The sequence below is a fragment of the Massilia sp. S19_KUP03_FR1 genome, assembly GCF_036688685.1.
Taxonomy (GTDB): Bacteria; Pseudomonadota; Gammaproteobacteria; order Burkholderiales; family Burkholderiaceae_D; genus JALYUM01.
This window is the reverse complement of sequence record NZ_JAQQPS010000010.1, coordinates 208,335-226,304: the sequence shown is the minus strand read 5'-3', so window position 1 is coordinate 226,304 and position 17,970 is coordinate 208,335. Positions and strand designations below refer to the sequence as shown.

The following is a 17,970-nucleotide window of genomic DNA, read 5'->3' as shown; positions in this document are numbered from 1 at the left end:
TCAAGCGCTCAAGGAGTGGCAGCATAAGAAACCAGAGTTATTCGTCAAACGCGTTTATGACCAGGCGAGACTTGACACTTAAGCGGCGGTAGTTTTCTCCTAAAAGTGTAAGCTGACAACTAGCCTGACACAGGGGGCCGCTTACCTGTCCGGCCCACCCGCGTTTGCCAATGCGACAGAAGCGTTCCGGGTGTGTGTCTCGCACATTGCCGACTTTACAAATTTGTCAGATCAGTTATGATTCAGTTGGATGTATCATCAAATCAATTTTTCGGGGTTTTGTATATGAACAAGCCGTGGTTTGTTCCAAAGAAGTTCGGCTTTGGCTGGACGCCCGTAAGCTGGCAAGGCTGGGTTGTCACGTTTGTCTTGGCGTTTACATTTGTAGGTTCCTTCGTTTTTCTCTCCTGAACTTACTTAGAGAAGCACGCCGTCCACGCCTTTAACCCACCTCGTTATACACAAGTCCGCACCGCCGCCCGGCCGGCGTGAAAACATGTTTATATTCGGGGACTTAACGCGTCCCTTGTAAACTTGCCGCGATTCAGGTTTGCTCTCGCCTTTTGCGTGGACGAATTTGCGACAGTACCGAGACAGAATCTGGACAACTCGACCTGGGCGATGCGCGGTGCTGTCGCGTTGTAGATCAAACCGCGGACTTCCCCTGAACGGCAATGTGCCGCTTAAACTGGACGGACCATTCCTGCCAACGCAGAACATTGTTCGGCGAATTACATTTCATCGGCGCCGTCGACTGCGAACTGGCCCTTGCGAATCATGTGGATCAAATCGATGCGGGCGAGCATCGGCCTGGTCACCCGCTTGATGGCGCGATGGTCCTGATCGACGATATTGTTGAGATATTTGACTTGGCGCACCACGATCGGCACGGCTCGGCCGGCGTTGATCGCATCGATCGCCGCCTTATCCGGATCGCCGTTCTCTGCCACGGCCTTGTCGAAGAATCGCTGCGCCGCGGCCATGCCGCGCTTCGCCGTCAGCAGGAAACGACGGTCTTGCCTTGCTTGTCGACGGCGCGGTAGGGGTGTTTCCAGACGCCCTTGATCTTGATGTACCTCTCGTCCATGCGCCAGCTGCCGCCCACCGGGCGTTTGTGTTTCCGGGCCATCTTCTCGATGAGCGGCAGGAAACGAATCGCCCACCGGTTGATCGATGAATCGTCGACCGGCCCGCAGGCGTTCGCTAATGCGTCAGGCGGCACTTGCCGGGCAGTCGCAACGGTGAGGCTGTCGTCGCAGTAAAGCGAACACGCCGTTTTCAGGTCAGGCGCGGCCGCCTGCACGCGGCCGTTTGGCAGTACACACAGCAACAATAAGGCAGTACGGGCAAGCTCTGTGGCAGTTATGGAAACGCCGTTGGCGCCATGGCGTTGCCAGTCCAGGCAGACGCGGCGCCCCGGCACAAGTAATATAGCGGGCCGGCGCACTATTCCGCCCAAACAATCAGTGCCTTGAGCGTTTTGGGAAATCGCCGGCGCCAGGCCGTGATCCGTGCAAAGATCCGGCCGCGGCCAGCCCCTTTTGCTTATCGCCGACAAGGAAACCATGTTCGACCCATCGGAACACCCCCATCGCCGCCACAACCCGCTCATGGATGAGTGGGTACTGGTGTCGCCCCACCGCAGCAAGCGCCCCTGGCAAGGCCAGCAGGAAGCCGTCGACCGCACCGTGCAGCCCGCGCACGACCCGGCCTGCTATCTGTGCGCCGGCAACACACGCGTCAACGGTGAACAAAATCCCGCGTATGCCGGAACCTATGTGTTCACCAACGACTTCGCCGCGCTGACCCCCGACGCGCCCACTACGCCCATCGCGCCGCCCGACGCCGATCCTTTGTTCCGCGCCATGGGCGTGCATGGGACCAGCCGCGTGATCTGTTTTTCTCCCGACCACAGCAAATCGCTGGCGCTGCTCGAGCTGCCGGCGCTGGAAGGTGTCATCGACACCTGGTGCGACCAGGCGGCCGAACTCGGTGCGACGCACCGCTGGGTGCAGGTATTCGAAAACAAGGGTGCCGCGATGGGTTGCTCCAACCCGCATCCGCACGGACAAGTCTGGGCCACCAGTTTTCTGCCCGACCTGCCCGCCACGGAAGACGCGTGCCAGCGCGCGTACTTTGCCGCCCATGGCACATCGCTCCTGCTCGACTATGCCGAACGCGAAGCGCAGTCCGGCGAGCGCGTCGTGATCCAGACCGCGTACTGGCTGGCGGTGGTTCCGTACTGGGCCGCCTGGCCGTTCGAGACCTTGCTGCTGCCGCGTTTCCCGGTGCAGCGCCTGGAACAGCTGACCGATGTCCAGCGCGCCGACCTGGCGCTGGCCCTGCATGGCCTGACGGTCCGTTACGACAACCTGTTCCAGTGCGCCTTTCCGTATTCGATGGGCTGGCACGGCGCCCCGTATGGATCCGATGACGCCGCGCCGTGGCAACTGCATGCCCATTTCTACCCCCCCCTGCTGCGCTCGGCGTCGGTGCGCAAATTCATGGTGGGCTTCGAAATGCTGGCCGAAACCCAGCGCGACCTGACCCCCGAGCAGGCGGCGGCGCAACTGCGCGCGACCGGCGACGTACACTACCTTCACACCCCCTCTACCGGCAATTGAACATGACGCAATCCCCTATGGCCCGCGCGGCCACCCAATTCGAGGCCGCGTTCGGCGCCGCCCCATCCATCCAGGTCCAGGCACCCGGCCGGGTCAACCTGATCGGCGAACACACCGATTACAACGACGGCCTGGTGCTACCGTGCGCGATCAATTTCGGCACGGCGATCGTGGCCCGCCGGCGCGATGACCGCACGGTGCGCGTGATTGCCGCCGACTACGACGACGCTGCCGACACCTATTCACTGGACGCGCCGATTGCGCGCCTCGAAGCGCCCATGTGGGCCAACTACGTGCGCGGCGTGATCGACGACATGGTGCGGCGCGGCCTGCCCGTGTGCGGCATGGACATGGTCATCGCCGGCGACGTGCCGCAGGGTGCCGGCCTGTCCTCGTCGGCCTCGCTGTCGGTTGCCGTGTGCACGCTGTTCGCGACCCTGCCGGGCTTCGGGCACCTGACGCCGATCGACCTGGCGCTGGCCGCCCAGCGCGCCGAAAACGACTTCGTCGGCTGCAAGTGCGGCAACATGGACCAGATCAGTTCTGCGGCCGGCGTCGCCGGCCACGCCTTGATGATCGACTGCCGCTCGCTGGACGTGACGCCGGTGCCGATCCCATCGAACGTCGCCATCATGATTTTTAATTCCCAGGTCACGCGCGGACTGGTCGACAGTGAATACAACACCCGGCGCCTGCAGTGCGAAGCGGCCGCGCGTCACTTCGGCGTGCCGGCCCTGCGCGACGTCGACCTGGCCATGCTCGAAGCGCGCGGCGCCGAGCTCGATCCGGTGGTGCTGCGGCGCGCCCGTCACATCGTCACGGACAGCGCCCGGGTTGCCGACGCTGCAGTGGCGTTGGCGGCCGGCGATCTGGCCCGCATGGGCGAACTCATGGCTGCCTCGCATGCATCGATGCGCGACGATTTCGAGATCACCGTGCCGGCCGTCGACGAGCTGGTGGCCATCGTCAAGGCGGCGATCGGATTGCAGGGCGGCGTGCGCATGACCGGTGGCGGTTTCGGTGGCTGCGTGGTGGCACTGGTGCCCCATGCGCTGGTCGATGCAGCCCGTGCGGCGGTGGCGCAGCATTACCGCGCGCCGAACGGCGAGCAGGCAACGGTGTACGTCTGCAGCGCTGCCGCCGGCGCCGGCGCCTGCCCGTAACGCCACAGGCAGGCTTCCAGGCCGCATCCGGCCGGCGCGCATGCGGCCACGTCAAGATGCGCTGCCTGGTCGTGCTGTTCAAGCCGGGCTGGCGCATCGTGCGCGCCGGCTACGTCCTGCATGTCAGGCCCGCGCGGCGGGTCAGATGGCCGGTGTGACGGTCAGCAGCAGGGCGGCCGCCATGTTGACAGACAAGGCGACGTCGCCTTGCCGGTCCACCCGCGCCACCACGACACGAAACGCGGAGGTACTTCGGATTTCCAGGACAGTTAATCAGGCACACGAAACGCTGCGTCGACGGCGCCAGGCGTTTGGTAGTCCAATGTTTGATACGGGACAACGGTACTTGTGCAGCTTCCCGTGTCGATGACAGCTTGCAGCGCGGATGCCAGCACACCGTCGACCGGCCCCGTATAGACAAGCGCGTTCCGCGCGGGTTCAGGGCGCTAGATCCCGCGCAACTTGCTACCGCTGCCGGACTTTTCTCGTGCCACGAGAGGCCTCGTCGCATACATCTGGAATTCGCGCACGGCCAATGAAAACCAGCGTGCTGCCGCTGCACTACCGTCGGGGTCAAACAACACATTGAACCCGAAGCTGATCAGGTCTGCTTTCGCTGCAGTAAGTTGGTCGCTCATGGCAGACGACGGACAGGCTGTTCAGAGCAGGCGCCGCGCACAATACCGTCATCGCGCCACCGTAAAATCTTAACGATAAAATTTATACCAAAAGTAAATATATTTTTGTAATCGTTCAAAAAATACAACATCGGGTATCAGCGCGGTCCGCGCGCAGATAAGATGAGTGGCAAGCTGCAAAACGATCTGTCCCGGCCCAGAACCCAAGCAAGTGAAAACAGCTGCAAACATGACACTTTCGACCACGCCCGCAGCAACGCCGAGCCCATTTCAGGCGCTCCTTGACGAAGTGCGCAGCGACGACACGCTGCTTGAACATCTGCAGAATGACGATGAGGCGGCGTACGGTCCTTTTCAAGACGATGAAGACGAGAAATCGAAAACGGTCACTCCTCCCATCTCGAACGCCGCCATCGATCTCATCGTCACCTTCGAAGTGAGCAGCCGCGAAGTCTACAAACGCAAATACCGACATCCGATCTGGCCGCGCGGCCGCTCCGGGATCACCATTGGCATCGGCTACGACGTCGGCTACGTCACGCAGGCCGTGCTTGCGCGCGACTGGTCGAAAGTTCTGACGCAGGCGGACCTGAACGCGCTCAACCAGGCCTGCGGCGTGACCGGCGCCAGCGCCAGCGCGCTGGTGCAGCCGCTTGCCCATATCGACATTCCCTACAGCGACGCATTCAAGGTATTCACCGATGTCTCGGTCGTGAGCTATACGGGTCTGACCACGCGTTCGCTGGCCAACACTGAAGCCCTGCACCCCGACAGCCTGGGCGCGCTGGTCTCACTGGTCTATAACCGCGGCGCGTCGTTCCAGCGCGAGGGCGAGCGCTATCGAGAGATGCGCGCCATTCGCGCCGCCATGCAGGCGCAGGATTTCGCCGCCATTCCCGCCCAGATCCGAAGCATGAAACGGATCTGGGCGGGCGAGCCCGATTCGGCGGGCCTTGTCAAACGGCGCGAGCTGGAAGCGCGCTTGTTCGAACGGGGACTGGTGCAGGGCTGAGTGATCGCTTCATTTCTGCGCATTGCACAGCATTCGCGAGGATATCGATGAACGACGTGGACTTGGTGGTGCCGGTCATGCTGCTGGCAGGGGCACTGGGCGGCAAGTTCTCATCGCGCGCCATCCGTTCCCTGTCCGACCGCATCGGCTGGGGTGGATCGAAGCCCCCAGCGAGCTATCGCTGGTGCGACCGTGTATCGGCCACGCGCAGTGCTGGCGGCGCGCCAGCGGACTCAAGGGAATGCGGTCTGGCCAGGCGCCGGTCTTGTATATAGAATGGAACGACCTTCAAATATGCGGGCCGCGCGATGGATAAAGGACTGTCTGCCGTAAGAAGCCGGATGGCCGGCGCCCTGCTTTCCATGGCGCTTGCGATGTCCGCTTGTATCACTGCCGGCGCATCTTCCGACCTTCCACCGGTGGTGGTAGGCCTTCCTTCCTTGATCGAGCATCCCAGCCGTTTCGTTTCGCAACCCGTCTGCGTGCTTTTCTATGTCGGCGCGCCTGTCGCCAGCATCATAAACGCGACCTCGACCGGCTTCAACGGCGCTCACCTGGCGCTGGGCAAGACTGGCGAGCAGGTGAACTGCGACGGCGTTTCTAAGGCGGGCCGGGCTGTGATTGCTTTTCAAACCCGCCCCGGCACGTGGCAGCCCTTGTGGCTGGCGCTGCCGGATGCCGCCTTTCCCGATGCGTCGGCGGGCACCAATGGCAAGCTGTTGTTGTTACGACACGACTTGCCCCCGTTCGAGGTTGCAATTTCAATCCGGCGAGAGGAATATGGAACCGTATGGCGGGCAATCTCGTGGTTCTTCGGGATTGCCCTGCCGGCGCTGGTCACGGCCGGCCTGGGTCTGATGGTCTACCGGGCGCAGAAGTTCTTCGATGTGCGTAGCGGCGAGCAGGCGTCATTGGACCGGTTGCGCAGGGATGAGAACGGCCAGTTGCGTAAGTTCTTTGCGGAGACGTTCAAGCACATCGTGGCCCTCCAGGACAATCATCAGTTCACCTCGATGATGGCGCACGAACTGACGCAGAGCCGCATTCTCTTCGACTTGCCCGGGCGGACACGTGATCCGTTGCTGGTCGCGCTGCGCGAAGCCGATCGCGAACGTGTGAAGAGCCTGCTGAAAGCGGCGTTTCCCGATTTCGAGCAGTTCATTATCTGACTACCGGAGCGTGCGAACATGCCCGAGGTATGCGAAACCGTATGGTCACTACGGACCGATCCGTTCTATCCGCAGATCGATGTGGACGGCAACTGTATCCGTGCCGAGGCGGTGGACACGGACCTGCGGCCCCACGTCGACGAGCGCGTGCTACCGCTGTACTTCGACGTATACGATTGGAGCAGGAGCAATATCGGCACGCTGTCGGAACAGCCGATACTGGCCGGCTTTCCTACGCCGCGTACGCTGTCGAGCAAGGGCCTGATGGTGTTGATCTCCGGGCCCAGCGAGACGGGACGGGACTCGCTGGCCAACCTGGTGTTGCACCGCATCGCCAAGACAACGGCCAGCCGCAAGGCGGTGGTTGCGGAACTGGAGCTGCATGGCTACGACAAGAGCGCCAACGTCGCGGCCGTTGCCAACCGCATCATTTCAAAGATCGAATACGGCGAGCCTTCTATCGCCGAAGCGGATAAGGTCGCAGCAAGGATGCGGACGGCGTTCGATCAATTCGTTCCGAAGCAGCCGCTCGCCGTTCGGGACATCTCGTACACCGGCCTGTTCGAGACATTCCGCGACATTCTCGCGGCGATCGACATAACCCTTGTCGTCATGATCCGTGATGGCGGCGACCATCGCAGCTGGGCCAGCATCCACGATTCAGTAAAGAGCTGCTGCTCGTACGTGATTGTGATGACGGCGAAGGGAGCCGACGCGGACGTCTGCTATAACACGATGCTGAGTAGCCGGCTACACGTGGCATGGATCCGCTCAAAGCCGCTGGATCTGGACCGCGCGAAGGAGTATGTCCGGCACCGCGTGGCGGCCGAGCGGCTAGCGACCGCGCCACAAGGGGATCCCCTATTTCCTTTCGCAGCGGATGCAATCGACGCGTTGTACCAACCCGGCAGCACCGCGCAGCCGGGAACCCGATTGGATCACACGATCAGCGCCTTGCGCAAGACGTGCGGGTTGGCGTTCGCCGAGCGGCTGCGCGCCGTACCGGCCGGTGCCGCCATTGCGGATCCGCTGGCCTTGCGCATCGACCGAGACGACATCATCCGCGCTCGCCAGAAACTGAACCTGGGGTGGAAGCCATGAGCGAAGACCATGCCATCCGCAATCCGTTTCCCTCCGAAGCCGTCGCCAGCTACGGCGTCACGCGCTCGACCTGCACATCGCTACCATACATGCGCGAGCTGCAGGGCGAGCTGATCCAATACCTGAAGGACTACCAGGCGGAGCCGGAACGTGCCGGCATGGCCATCGGGGTGCGCGGGGTGTACGGGTCGGGCAAGACCCACGTGCTGTCGTGGCTTGCGGCGCTGATGAGCGAGACGCGCACGATCCGCGGCACCGTGGCATACGGCATCTGCAACACAAACCGCTTCGCCGACCTGTGCTACCAGCTCACGCAGTCCTTCGGCCGCGGACTCGTCATCGAGCTTATCCAGCTGGCGCTGCTGAACCTCGCGCGCACCAAGGTGCAGTCGCTGAAGGTAACGGAGGAGCTAATTTACCGGCTGGGCACGATCGACGGCCTGCAGGCGTTGCAGGAAGAAGGCAACATCGACCTGGAACAGCTGCGCCAGCAACTGCTGATGAAGCTCCAGACGAACGCCAAGTATAGCGACATTCCCCGCGTGCTTTTGGACGTGACGGATCCGCTGTTCGGCGACGATGCGCATCGCTGGCTGATGGGGGATGATGTCGTCAACCTGGCACGGCTTGGCGTGTCGGCCGGGCTCCACGGCGCTGGCGACGACGGCAACGCCGAGCGCTCATCGGAAGGGGATACGCGGGCGATCGCCGCGCTGGAGTCCATCGCCGCGCTGCACCGGATTGCTGGCGTGCCGCTGGTGGTGCTGGTCGATCAGTTGCAGGTACTGCTCGGCCAGCCCTACTACCTCAGCTATGACAATGCGAATGCGTTGCTGAACCAGTTCGTCGAACAGCTTAAGCGTCAGTCGACCATGGTGGTAGTGGCCGGGACGCACGAGGCATGGCAGTCGTTGAAGCCGGACGTGCCGGCCCGCTTCAAGCAGCGTGAGCAGATCGTGGTGGGGGTCCTGCCGTTGGCGGAAACACAGTTGCTACTCGATGCCTATACGGCGGAGCTGCCGCTGTGGCAGCGCTTCGGCACCGATGCGATCGCCGTGCTGCACGAACTGTCGGGGGGACTCCCGCGTGAAATCCTGCGTATTGCCCACCATGCTTTCGAGACAGCACGGGGCGAACTGGCCCGTCTTGATGGCAGCGAGATCCTGGAAAGCGCACGCACGGCCGGCACGATCGCCGACCGGGCAAGGAAGGCGCTGGCCATTGCTGATGCTCTTTTCCCGGAGTATGGCACGCTGTCACGCGAGGTCTTGGTTGCCGGTCAGCTGGTCGATCGCCTGCTGTTGAGTAAGGGAGGCGTCGTCATCGCGGCGCTGGTGCTCGTCAAGGCAACCGATTCGCTGGACGAGATCGATTCGGCGCGGCGCGTGCTCGAGATACAGCAGTACCGCCATGTGCACTGGTCCCAAGCGAAATTGCTGATCGTATCGGTGGGGTATGCAAGCGACGACGCATTCCCGCTGCTCGGCCTGTCAACGCCTGCCATCCGCTTTGCCGAGAAGACGTTTGAAAGTGAGCTGCGGGCTCGGCTGCTAGCAATACACGGCGGTGATACCGCATGGCCTGTCATGGCAGAGGACCAGCGTGCGGCACCGCAGCCTGCGCCAGCGCTGTTCCCGTTCTCGCTGCCCGCCGGGGAGACCGTGCCTTCGCCGGACGTCGACGAGAGGATCAGCGGCATCACCGCGCGCCTGCAGGAGCTGGAACAAATGCGCGATGCGGAGCACCAGCGCATCCAGGAGCGTTTCAGCACGCAGGCCGATGCGTTGTCCGCGCCAACGATCCGCGACCGGCAGATGAGCACGCGCCGCGAAGTGCTGGACGCGCTCGATGCGCTGCTCGATGCCCTGCTCCGGCATGACACCGATGCGGAGCGGCACCTGATCCGCACGATCCTGATCGCCAACGAGACGTCCCTGCACAATGCCGGTGTGGAAGACATCGGCGATCTTTATATCGAATTGCTGATGGTAGACCGCCAGCGCCCGGATAACCAATCCACGTCTAGCGAACGAGGCTATCTGGTCAGCCACATGCGCCGCAGCCTGCGCAACAAGTCCACGTCCCCAAGCTTGGTGAGCGACCAGCGCCTGGTGTTTCTGGCGCTCGGTGCTCTGGCGGTCGCGTTCCTCGTCTCCGGCTACTTCTCCAGCACCTGGGTCGCCGCCCGGTTTTCGGGCTCGCGGGCAGAATCGACGCTGTTGCTTCTGCCATACCCGGTGGATTTCATTTCCACGATACCGTTCGTCATCCTCTCCATCGCAGTTGCCCTGGCCTATGCTCACGTCATGTACTTGGCCAGTACGTGGCGCGAGCGGCGCATCTACCGCGAGCATGTTGCGCGCGTGCGGGATAGGTACGGGCCGTCCGGAGCCGTCTCCACAATGGCGGAACGCTATCCACAATCAAAATGAGGTTGGCGCGCCAGTTTGCCGTGCTTCGACATTTACATAGTGTCGATCACGTGATTTATGCTATTGCCTGCGCCGATGTGGCTTTCGTCACGTGCACATTACCTGGCATGACCTTGCCGCCCTTCGCGGTCACGGTGAGGTCGCTGCTATCGATTCAAAGCGCCCGGCTAGCGCTTAAGCGCGCATCCACACAGTCCTGCCGGGATGCGCCCGATAAGGTTGGTTCAGGCCAGTTCCAGGTCACCCATCCATCCTCACCGGACAGCGCAACCATGCAAACCCACACCCCCCCACCAGCTTCTGCCAGCGACCTGTTTCTACCAGTTCAATTCGGCGCCTGTCATCTGCGCAACCGCATCGTCATGGCGCCCCTGACGCGTAGCCGCGCCGAAGCCGATGGCGTGCCCGGCAAGTACGCCGCCGACTATTATCGCCAGCGCGCCACAGCCGGCCTGATCATCGCAGAAGCCGCCCAGATTTCGGCCCAGGGCAAAGGCTACGCGGGCACGCCAGGCATTTACAACAGCGCCCATGTCAAGGCCTGGGCAACCGTCACGCGTGCCGTGCACGCAGCCGGCGGGCGCATTTTCCTGCAACTGTGGCACGTCGGACGGATCTCTCACCCATCCTTGCAGCCACACGGAGAATTACCCGTCGCCCCGTCCGCCATCCAGCCCGCCGGTCAGGCCTTTACCGAAAACGGCTTTCAGCCCTTTGTCACGCCACGAGAATTGACGCTGGACGAAATCGCCGGGGTCGTCGAGCAATACCGCAGCGCCGCAGAGCGAGCCCTCGACGCCGGCTTCGACGGCGTGGAAATCCATGCCGCCAACGGCTACCTGCTCGACCAGTTCTTGCGCGACAGTACCAACCACCGGACCGACGCTTATGGCGGCGCGCTGGAAAACCGCAGCCGCCTGTTGATGGAAGTAACGGCCGCCGTGACCGGTGTCTGGGGCAGCAACCGGGTCGGGGTACGACTCTCGCCCCTCAGCCCGATGAACGACATCAGCGACAGCAACCCGCAGGCGCTGTTTACCCACGTGGTACAGCAACTGAACCTCTTCAAACTGTTATATCTGCACGTGATCGAGGGCGTTACCGGCGGTCCACGCGACGTCGAACATGGTTTCGACCTGCAGTCCCTGCGGCGCCTGTTCAACGGCCTGTATATTGCCAACAACGGCTACGACCTGGCGCTGGCCGAGCAAAGGCGCGCCGCCGGCCAGCTCGACCTGGTGGCCTTCGGCCGCCCGTTCATCGCCAATCCCGATCTGGTGCACCGCCTGCAATCGCATGCGGCGCTGGCCACGTTCGACCAGGCCACGCTGTATGGCGGCGGCGAGCATGGCTACACGGATTATCCGGCCATGCCCACCAACATCGATGCCGAGGTGCCGGCATGAACCCCGGCCAGCCATCCACGCCAGCGCTGGCGCCGCCGGTCTGGCTGATCACGGGATGTTCATCCGGCTTCGGCCTTGAACTGGCGACCCAGGCGCTCGCGCGCGGCCACCAGGTTGCCGTCACGGCCCGCAACGTCGACCAGATCCGCGCACTGGCCGGCCATTCGCGTGCCATGATCTTGCCGCTGGACGTGACCGATGCGGCCCAGGTCGACGCGGCCGTCAGCGCGACCATGAACCGCTTCGGGAAGATCGACGTCCTGGTCAACAACGCCGGCATCGGTTACTTTGCCGCCGTCGAGGAAAGCGAACCGGCCGCCATTGCCAGGCTGTTCGATATCAACGTCTTTGGCATGGGCCGCATGATCCGCGCCGTGCTGCCCGGCATGCGCCAGCGCCGCACCGGCTGCATCGTCAACATGTCCTCGGCCGGCGGTCTGCGCGCCATGCCCGCCCTTGGTTACTACTGCGCGACCAAGTTCGCCGTGGAAGGCCTGTCCGGCGCCTTGCGCGAAGAACTCAAGCCATTGGGCATCGACGTGATGGTGGTCGAGCCGAGCGGCTTTCGGACCGACTGGGCCGGGCGCTCGGCCGGCGAGAGCAAGACGCAGATCGCCGACTACGCCGCCACCGCCGGCGCCACGCGTGTGGCCTTGCGCGCGGTGTCGGGCCGCCAGCGCGGGGACCCGGCGCGCGCTGCCGGCGCCATGCTCGATGCGATCGCCGCGGGCCACCCGCCTGCCCATCTATTGCTGGGCAATGATGCTTTCGATGGCGCCATGGCGCAACTCGATGCGTTGCGTGCGCAATTTGCCGCGGTTGAAACGATTGCCCGCGCAGCCGATTTCCCTGCGCGCTAAGCCGCCGGTCGCGCCCGAATCGAAGGTCGTGTATCCAGATCGACAGGCGTGCCACGACGCAGCGCAGGCGTCCCAGCGCGCAATGCATACACCGGAAATCTGCACATCCCCGTTTTTGATCCACATCAACGTTTTTTGACTTGGGTTTTTGTACACTCGCGGCCATCGATGCAGGAACGATGTCATCCTGGAAATCAATTATCTATGCCGCATCAAGGAGAACGCAAAAAACTGGCCCTTACGCAGCAATACCTGCCGGCGTCCTGCGCATGCCGACCCGGCAGGCCCGGACCACAAAAAATCACTGCGCTCACTTCCCTGCGCAGCCTGCGTACTCACAAGGCGTTCACATCATGCTCAATCCCCTCGATCCACTCAAAAACCGTTTGCTGGCCGAACTCGACCGGGAGGAATTTCACCGCCTGTCGCCGTTCCTGGAACTGATCTCGCTGGCCCACGGCGACGTGCTGTACCAGGCCAATGGCAAGATGCCGTACGTGTACTTCCCGGTCACGGCCACCATCTCGATCGATTACCTGCTTGAAGACGGCGGCACCTCGGAAATTACCCGGATCGGCAACGAAGGCATGCTGGGCGTCTCGCTGTTCATGGGCGGCCAACGCTCGGCCGGACGCGCCGCCGTGCAGGCGGCAGGCTACGCGTTCCGACTCAGTTCGGCACGCCTGATGGAAGAGTTTTATCACAAGGGGCCCCTGCTGCGCCTGCTGTTGCGCTATACGCAGTCGCGCCTGCTGCAGGTGTCGCAACTGGCGGCGTGCAACAGTCACCACAGCACCAAGCAACGGCTATGCCGCTATCTGCTGCAAATGCTCGACCGTTCTTCGTGCAACGAGATGGCCGTCACCCAGGAAGAAATCGGCGCCATCATCGGCGTGCGCCGGGAGGGCGTCACCGACGCCGCCCGCTGGCTGCAGCAGCTTGGCGCCATCAGCTGGCGCCGCGGGCATGTCACGATTCACAGCCGCACTGCCCTGCTCGAGCACGTGTGCGAATGTTACGACGTGGTTTGCCACGCGACCGCGCAATTGCTGCCCGAACTCGCGCCAGCACCCGTGGCCATGAAAAACGCCTGGCGCACCAGCGGCGCGCTGCCGCCGTTTCATTTTAGCGGCGATGTTACCCGTGCGCAGCCGCGCGAGGATGCACAGGACGCCGAAGAGAGGCAGTCGGAACTCGCCTTTGCATAGGCGCGCCACACTTATTCTGCACCACACCAGCCTGTCCCTGGCAGGCCGCAAACAATCTTGCACGATCACCGGAGTGACCCCATGCGACACGAAAAAATGACCACCAAACTGCAGGAAGCGCTGTCCGATGCGCAAAGCCTGGCCGTAGGCAACGAGAACCAGTACATCGAGCCGCTCCACCTGCTCACTGCCCTGCTGAACCAGGACGACGGCGGCGCCCGCTCCTTGCTGGCGCGCGCGGGTGTCAATCTCGGCGCCATGACGAGTGCACTGAAAAGCGCCATCGAGCGCCTGCCCAAGGTGTCTGGCAGCGGCGGCGAAACCCAGGCTGGACGCGAACTGATGTCGATGCTGAACCTGGCCGACAAGGAAGCCCAGAAACGTGGCGACCAGTTCGTGTCAAGCGAGATGGTCCTGGTGGCGCTCACCGAGGACAAGTCCGACTGCGGCCGGCTGGCGCGCGAGGCGGGCCTGTCGCGCAAATCGATCGACAGCGCGATCGACGCCGTGCGCGGCGGCGAGGCGGTCGGGTCGGCGGACGCCGAAGGCCAGCGCGAAGCGCTCAAAAAATACACGCTGGACCTGACCGAACGGGCGCGCCAGGGCAAGCTCGACCCGGTGATTGGACGCGACGAAGAAATCCGCCGCACCATCCAGATCCTGCAGCGGCGCACCAAGAACAACCCGGTGCTGATCGGCGAGCCGGGCGTGGGCAAGACCGCCATCGTCGAAGGCCTGGCGCAGCGCATCGTCAATGGCGAGGTGCCCGATACGCTCAAGGGCAAGCGCGTGCTCTCGCTCGACATGGCAGCTCTGGTGGCCGGCGCCAAGTTCCGCGGCGAATTCGAAGAGCGCCTGAAAAGCGTGCTCAAGGAACTGGCGCTGGACGAAGGCGGCACCATCGTCTTCATCGACGAGTTGCACACCATGGTCGGCGCCGGCAAGGGCGAAGGCGCGATGGACGCCGGCAACATGCTGAAACCGGCGCTGGCGCGCGGCGAACTCCATTGCGTCGGCGCCACCACGCTCGACGAGTACCGCAAGTACATCGAAAAAGACGCTGCGCTCGAGCGCCGCTTCCAGAAAGTACTGGTCGACGAACCGAGCGTGGAAGACACCATCGCGATCCTGCGCGGGCTGCAGGAAAAGTACGAGCTGCACCACAAGGTCGAGATCACCGATGCCGCCATCATCGCCGCAGCCGAGCTGTCGCACCGCTACATCACCGACCGCTTCCTGCCCGACAAGGCAATTGACCTGATCGACGAGGCGGCCGCCAAGATCAAGATCGAAATCGATTCGAAGCCGGAAGTGATGGACCGGCTCGACCGCCGCATCATCCAGCTGAAGATCGAAAAGGAAGCGGTCAGGAAGGAGAAGGATGAAGCGTCGCAGCGCCGGCTCGGCCTGATCGATGACGAGATCGCCCGCCTCGGCCGCGAATACAACGACTTCGAGGAAATCCTCAAGGCCGAAAAGGCGGTCGTGCAGGGCACCACCCACATCAAGGAAGAAATCGAGCGGCTGCGCCACCAGATGGACCAGGCGACGCGCGCGAGCAACTGGCAGAAAGTGTCGGAACTCCAGTACGGCAAGCTGCCCGAACTCGAGGCCCAACTGAAGAAGGAAGAAGACGCCAGCACGCTCGAAACGGCCGGCGCCCGGCCGAAATTGCTGCGCACCCAGGTTGGCGCCGAGGAAATCGCCGAAGTGGTCTCGCGGGCGACTGGCATCCCGGTGTCGCGCATGCTGCAGGGCGAGCGCGACAAGCTGCTGCATATCGAGGATCGCCTGCATGAGCGCGTGGTCGGGCAGGACGAGGCCATCGTGGCCGTGGCCGACGCGATCCGCCGTTCCCGCGCGGGCCTGAGTGACCCGAACCGGCCGTACGGCTCGTTCATGTTCCTGGGCCCCACCGGTGTCGGCAAGACCGAACTGTGCAAGGCGCTGGCATCGTTCCTGTTCGATTCCGAGGACGCCATGATTCGCCTCGATATGAGCGAATTCATGGAGAAGCATTCAGTATCGCGCCTGATCGGCGCGCCACCGGGCTATGTGGGTTACGACGAAGGCGGCTACCTGACCGAAGCGGTGCGGCGCCGCCCGTACAGCGTGATCCTGTTCGACGAAATCGAAAAAGCCCACCAGGACGTCTTCAACGTGCTGCTGCAAGTGCTCGACGACGGCCGCATGACGGACGGCCAGGGCCGCACCGTCGACTTCAAGAACACGGTGATCGTGATGACCTCCAACCTCGGCTCGCACCTGATACAGTCGATGACGACCGACGATCCGGCGCTCGTCAAGCTTGCCGTGATGGGTGAAGTGCGCAACCATTTCCGGCCCGAGTTCATCAACCGCATCGACGAGATCGTGGTGTTCCACGCGCTCGACCAGAACAACATCGGCGCCATCGCCACCATCCAGCTGCGCCAGCTCGAAGGCCGGCTGGCCAAGATGGACATGGCGCTGACGGTATCGAGCGCAGCGCTGCACAAGATCGCCGAAGCCGGCTACGATCCGGTGTATGGCGCGCGGCCACTCAAGCGCGCGATCCAGCAGGAGATCGAAAATCCGCTCTCGAAGCTGATTCTGTCGGGCCGGTTTGGCGTCAACGACACCATCGCAGTCGATCTCGAAGACGGCAAGCTGGTGTTCGGCGAACCCGTGCGCGCCCATGCTGCGTGAACGCGCGTGGGGACGCCGGGGCGTGCTTGCCGTCCTGCTGCTCGCGGCGCAGTGGGCCTGGTGCCAACCGGCGCCCGAGCGCATCCGCTTGCTCGCGCACAACGCTACGCAGGACACGCCCGACCCCAGCGCGCCTTATGATGAGCGCGACTGGCTGAGCCGCTTCTACAGCGAGCGCGGCTATACAAGCGCCTGGACCGCCGCAACCACGGCCCAGGCGCTCGACCTGCTCGGACGGGCGAGTGAGCACGGCCTGCCGGTCAGCGCCGACGACGTGCGCCTGGTTGCCGTGCGCATGCACGCAAACGGCGGCGCGACGGTGGACGACGCGCCCGACCAGGATGCAGCGCTGACCCTGGTCATGCTGCGCTACCTGGCCGACCTGCAGGTCGGCCAGGTCCGCTCGGCGTTTGCGCCGGCACGCACGGTCGATCCGGTCACGCTGCTGGGGATCGCCCTGCGCAACCAGGACCTGGCCGGCGCGGTCGATGCAGCCGCGCCGCACCTGGCGCTGTATGGCCGGCTCAAGGCCTTGCTGGCGACCTACCGCACGCTGGCCCTGGCGCCCGCGGCGCCACTGGCAACAGTGGCGTCCGGCGCCGCGCTGTCGCCCGGCGCCGCGTATGCCGGTGCGCCTGCGCTCGCTGCGCGCCTGGCGCTGCTCGGCGACCTGGCGCCGGCACTGGTCGACGCGCCGGGCGACACGCAGCCCGGCATCTACAGCGCGACGCTGGCGCTGGCCGTGACGCGCTTCCAGGAACGGCATGGACTGCCCGCCGACGGCAAACTGGGACGCCAGACCGTGGCGGCGCTGAACGTGCCGCTGGCGGCGCGCGTGCGCCAGATCGAACTGTCGCTCGAACGCCTGCGCTGGCTGCCCGACCTGTCCGGCGCACCGTTCATTGCGATCAACCTGCCGTCGTTTCGCCTGTGGGCCTTTACAAACGTCGATGCGGCGCCGCTGCTCGCTTCGCGCGTCATTGTCGGCAAGTCGGTGCGCACCCAGACACCGCTGTTCACCGGAACGCTGCGCTATATCGAGTTCAATCCGTACTGGAACGTCCCGCCCAGCATCCTGCGCAGCGAAATCCTGCCGGCGCTGCTGCGCGACCCGAACTACCTGGTCAAGAACGACATGGAAGTGGCGGGCAGCGGCGCGCAGAAGGTCGACGCCGCCACCCTGGCCGCACTGCGCGCAGGCACGCTTCGGGTACGCCAGCGGCCCGGCCCACGCAACGCGCTCGGCAACATCGAGTTTGGCCTGCCGAATGCGATGAATATCTACCTGCATTCCACCCCGGCGCGCACCTTGTTCGCGCGGGCCCGGCGCGACTTCAGCCACGGCTGCATCCGGGTGGAAGACACCGAGGCGCTGGCCAACTTCGTGCTGGGCGGCCAGCAGGGCTGGACCAGCGCAGCAGTGGCGGCGGCGCTGGCGCCCGGGCAGAGCCGGACGGTGGCGCTAAAAGCGACGATGCCGGTCATAATTTTTTACACCACGGCGATGGTTGACCACGACGGGCAAGCCATGTTTCCGGACGATGTCTACGGCTTCGACGCGGCGCTCGAACGCAGCCTCGAAGAACGCAACGCGCGGCGAAAGCGCGCAAGCACACAGACCAGTGCGCGTATGCAAACGATGCTGCCCTGATCCGTTTTTCTTACCAAG

13 protein-coding genes and 1 pseudogene are annotated in these 17,970 nt (G+C 63.8%); 12 read left to right on the top strand and 2 right to left on the bottom strand.

What is annotated here, in order from left to right; translation table 11 throughout:
- Positions 1 to 731: 731 nt before the first annotated feature.
- Positions 732 to 1,186: pseudogene (locus V6M87_RS13385) on the bottom strand (IS6 family transposase); the annotation flags it as partial.
- A gap of 379 nt (positions 1,187 to 1,565) precedes the next feature.
- On the opposite strand from V6M87_RS13385, the gene V6M87_RS13380 reads away from it, so the two are divergent.
- Both V6M87_RS13380 and galK read left to right on the top strand, forming a co-directional pair.
- Positions 1,566 to 2,624, top strand: coding sequence for a UDP-glucose--hexose-1-phosphate uridylyltransferase (locus V6M87_RS13380; RefSeq protein WP_332877124.1), 1,059 nt, complete (start codon positions 1,566 to 1,568; stop codon positions 2,622 to 2,624).
- A 2-nt stretch (positions 2,625 to 2,626) separates the two neighbouring features.
- Complete coding sequence (galK, locus tag V6M87_RS13375; RefSeq protein WP_332877123.1) at positions 2,627 to 3,787, top strand: galactokinase; 1,161 nt, start codon at positions 2,627 to 2,629, stop codon at positions 3,785 to 3,787.
- A gap of 446 nt (positions 3,788 to 4,233) precedes the next feature.
- Here the strand turns inward: galK and V6M87_RS13370 are convergent, their stop codons facing one another.
- Positions 4,234 to 4,425, bottom strand: a complete 192-nt coding sequence (locus V6M87_RS13370) for a hypothetical protein (protein WP_332877122.1) — start codon at positions 4,423 to 4,425, stop codon at positions 4,234 to 4,236.
- Positions 4,426 to 4,654: 229 nt separating this feature from the next.
- On the opposite strand from V6M87_RS13370, the gene V6M87_RS13365 reads away from it, so the two are divergent.
- The 10 genes from V6M87_RS13365 (at position 4,655) to V6M87_RS13320 (ending at position 17,952) form a co-directional block, all read left to right on the top strand.
- On the top strand, positions 4,655 to 5,437 hold the full coding sequence (locus V6M87_RS13365) for a hypothetical protein (RefSeq protein ID WP_332877121.1): 783 nt from the start codon (positions 4,655 to 4,657) through the stop codon (positions 5,435 to 5,437).
- 47 nt (positions 5,438 to 5,484) lie between these two features.
- Positions 5,485 to 5,712: a hypothetical protein gene (locus tag V6M87_RS13360; RefSeq protein ID WP_332877120.1), complete on the top strand. Its 228-nt coding sequence runs from the start codon at positions 5,485 to 5,487 to the stop codon at positions 5,710 to 5,712.
- Positions 5,713 to 5,778: 66 nt separating this feature from the next.
- Positions 5,779 to 6,606 carry a hypothetical protein gene (locus tag V6M87_RS13355; RefSeq protein WP_332877119.1) on the top strand — a complete coding sequence of 276 codons (828 nt, stop codon included), beginning with the start codon at positions 5,779 to 5,781 and terminating at the stop codon, positions 6,604 to 6,606.
- A gap of 18 nt (positions 6,607 to 6,624) precedes the next feature.
- Positions 6,625 to 7,707: a hypothetical protein gene (locus V6M87_RS13350; protein WP_332877118.1), complete on the top strand. Its 1,083-nt coding sequence runs from the start codon at positions 6,625 to 6,627 to the stop codon at positions 7,705 to 7,707.
- Positions 7,704 to 10,139 carry a hypothetical protein gene (locus tag V6M87_RS13345; RefSeq protein WP_332877117.1) on the top strand — a complete coding sequence of 812 codons (2,436 nt, stop codon included), beginning with the start codon at positions 7,704 to 7,706 and terminating at the stop codon, positions 10,137 to 10,139. The genes V6M87_RS13350 and V6M87_RS13345 overlap by 4 nt, the downstream gene beginning before the upstream one ends.
- Before the next feature lie 272 nt (positions 10,140 to 10,411).
- Entirely contained in the window at positions 10,412 to 11,545 is a 1,134-nt protein-coding gene (locus tag V6M87_RS13340) for an alkene reductase (protein WP_332877116.1), read from the top strand.
- Positions 11,542 to 12,405 carry an oxidoreductase gene (locus tag V6M87_RS13335; protein ID WP_332877115.1) on the top strand — a complete coding sequence of 288 codons (864 nt, stop codon included), beginning with the start codon at positions 11,542 to 11,544 and terminating at the stop codon, positions 12,403 to 12,405. Before V6M87_RS13340 ends, V6M87_RS13335 begins: the two co-directional genes overlap by 4 nt.
- A 353-nt stretch (positions 12,406 to 12,758) precedes the next feature.
- Complete coding sequence (locus V6M87_RS13330) at positions 12,759 to 13,613, top strand: Crp/Fnr family transcriptional regulator (RefSeq protein WP_332877114.1); 855 nt, start codon at positions 12,759 to 12,761, stop codon at positions 13,611 to 13,613.
- A gap of 81 nt (positions 13,614 to 13,694) precedes the next feature.
- Positions 13,695 to 16,301, top strand: coding sequence for an ATP-dependent chaperone ClpB (clpB, locus tag V6M87_RS13325; protein ID WP_332877113.1), 2,607 nt, complete (start codon positions 13,695 to 13,697; stop codon positions 16,299 to 16,301).
- Positions 16,291 to 17,952: a L,D-transpeptidase family protein gene (locus V6M87_RS13320; RefSeq protein ID WP_332877112.1), complete on the top strand. Its 1,662-nt coding sequence runs from the start codon at positions 16,291 to 16,293 to the stop codon at positions 17,950 to 17,952. The genes clpB and V6M87_RS13320 overlap by 11 nt, the downstream gene beginning before the upstream one ends.
- Positions 17,953 to 17,970 lie beyond the last annotated feature (18 nt).